The organism is Pseudomonas sp. JV245A (assembly GCF_032424515.1).
In the GTDB taxonomy this organism is placed as follows: domain Bacteria; phylum Pseudomonadota; class Gammaproteobacteria; order Pseudomonadales; family Pseudomonadaceae; genus Aquipseudomonas; species Aquipseudomonas protegens.
The window spans coordinates 1-2,498 of sequence record NZ_VYKE01000321.1; the positions used below are offsets into that span (position 1 = coordinate 1).

Below are 2,498 nucleotides of genomic sequence, written 5' to 3' on the forward strand. Positions count from 1 at the left end.
GGTGCTCGCCGACTATGTGCGCGAACGCTCAAAGCCAAGGCACAACGGCCAGCGGGTGGTGGAAGGCCAGCGCCTGATGCAGTCCGCCAGCGATCTGTTCCTGGGCTGGACCACCGGCCCCAACGGCCGTCATTTCTATGTGCGCCAACTGCGCGACATGAAGGTCTCGGCGGAACTTGAGACCTTCGACGAGGACACCTTCGCCGCCTATGCCAGGATCTGCGGCCGGGCCCTGGCCCGAGCCCACGCCAAGGCTTCGGGCCAGGCCGCGCGGATCAGCGGGTACATCGGTAAGAGCGAAACCCTGGCCGAAGCCCTGTGGCACTACGCCCAGGCCTATGCCACGCAGAACGAACGGGATTTCGAGCGTTTCCAGCAGGCCTGCCGCAAAGGCCGCCTGCAAGCGCGCTCGGAGGCCGACTTCGCCGCCGACCACCTGCCCTGAAACACAGGCTCAGGTGATCGGGCGCGAGGCCCGGGCGGCTTCGCCATAGAGTTCCAGCAGGGCCTCCTGGTCCAGCGGCGGGCTCAGGTGCGGGCCCTGCACCTCATCGCACTGAATGTCGCGCAAGACACCGAACTGCGCCGCGGTCTGCACCCCCTCGGCGACCACCCGCAAGGACAATGCATGCCCCAGGTCGACAATCGCCTCGACAATGGAGCGCCCGGCATCGTTGTGGTTGAGCCGGGCGATGAAGCTGCTGTCGATCTTCAGGCCATCCAGGGGGAAGGTCTGCAGGTACTGCAGCGCCGAGTAGCCGGTGCCGAAATCGTCGATCAGCAACTGCACCCCCAGCGCCTTGAGCCCCTGCATGATGGTGAGCACGTGGCGGCTGTCGTCCAGCAGCACCTTGTCGGTCATTTCCAGCTCCAGGCGTGACGGCTCCAGGCCGCTCTGCTTGAGCACCGCCGCGATCCGCGCCACCAGCTGGCCGCGCAGGAATTCCGCCGGCGACAGCTTGACCGCCAGCAGTCGGCCTTCCGGCCAGGCTCGCGCCGCACGACAGGCTGCGTGCAGTACCCAGTTGCTCAGCGGCAGGATCAACCCGGTGTCCTCGGCAATCGGCACGAACACGTCCGGCCCCAGCAAGCCATGCTGGGGGTGCTGCCAGCGCACCAGGGCCTCGGCGCCCATCAACTGGCCATCGAGCACGCGGTAGCGCGGCTGGAAATGCAGGAGCAGCTGGTCCTGCTCGATGGCATGGCGCAGGTCACGCTCCAGGCGCCGCCGTTCGATGATCCGCACATTCATGTAGGGCGCATAGAAACGCCAGGTGCTGCGCCCCGCCGCTTTCGCCTCGTACAGGGCGATGTCGGCAAAGCGCAGCAGTTCTTCGGCCTGGGAGGCGTCGCCCGGGGCCCGGGCAATGCCGATGCTGGCGCTGATGAAGACCTCGTGCCCGGCGATATAGAACGGTTCCTCGATCCGCTCGATCAGCCGCCGGCACAAGCCTTCGATCTCGTGGCCAGCCACCTGGCCGGTGACCACCAGGACAAACTCGTCGCCGCCGACCCGGGCCACCAGGTCCTCGCTGCGCAGGCACTGGGCCAGGCGCTGGGACACCTCGTGCAGCACCTGGTCGCCAGCGGCGTGCCCCAGCAGGTCGTTCACCGGTTTGAAACGGTCCAGGTCGACGCTGAGCATCAGCAGCGGTTCCTGCAGGGTCGGCGGGGCCTGCAGCCGGCCTTCGAGAAACTCCTGCATGCGGGTGCGGTTGGCAAGGCCGGTCAAGGCATCGTGCTGGGACAGGTACTCGACCCGCCTTCGAGCCGCGACCTCCTCGGTGATATCACTGGCGGTGCCGCGAAAGCCCCCGGCGGCCATGGCCCGCACCGACAGGCGACAGACTCGCGACTGCCCCTGGCCATCCCGGTACAGGCACTGCTGGATCGCCTGGGAACGCCGCTCCGGGGCCGCCAGCCACTGGCCCAGCGAACCCTGTTCGCAGCTCAGCAGCTCGGTCATCGGCCGCCCCAGGGTCGACTCCCGGGTCAACCCGGTGACCGCCTCGAAACGTTCGGACAGGTAGGTAAAGCACAGCTGCCCGTCGACTTCCCAGATCCAGTCGGACGCAGCTTCAGCCACATCGCGAAAGCGCTCCTCGCTCGCGGCCAGGGCCCAGCGGTTGGCGCGCAGCGCCTGGACCTGCCGGTCCATGACCTGCGCTGCAGCATCGGCGCGGCGCAACAGGAACACCGCCATCAGGCCCACCAGCAGGCCGGCCAGCAGCAACAGCGGCATCACCAGCACCAGCAACTGGTGCCCGGGGCGCGCCGGCCGCCATTGCAGGGTTCCGGCGCCGTCGGGCAAGTCCAGGGTCGGCAAGCTCTGGTCCGTGGCGGCACGGGCCACCTGCAGATGCTCGATGTCCAGGCCTTGGCCCAGGGCCAGTAACCGCGGCGGGTCGAAACGGGCGACGAAGACCAGCACCGACTGCGGCCCGGCATCAGGGCGCACTTGCGGGTCGTTGCCCGGGCCTATGACAGCGGCGAGCACC

At 68.2% G+C, this 2,498-nt stretch carries 2 protein-coding genes; one reads left to right on the plus strand and one right to left on the minus strand.

The window, feature by feature from the left end:
- Window positions 1-445, plus strand: a 445-nt coding sequence (locus tag F6S12_RS31160; protein ID WP_315869797.1) for a DUF2252 family protein, incomplete at its 5' end; no start/stop codon positions are given.
- Between the two features lie 9 nt (window positions 446-454).
- On the opposite strand, the gene F6S12_RS31165 is transcribed toward F6S12_RS31160, so the two are convergent.
- On the minus strand, window positions 455-2,498 hold a 2,044-nt coding region (locus tag F6S12_RS31165), incomplete at its 5' end, for a putative bifunctional diguanylate cyclase/phosphodiesterase (RefSeq protein ID WP_315869798.1).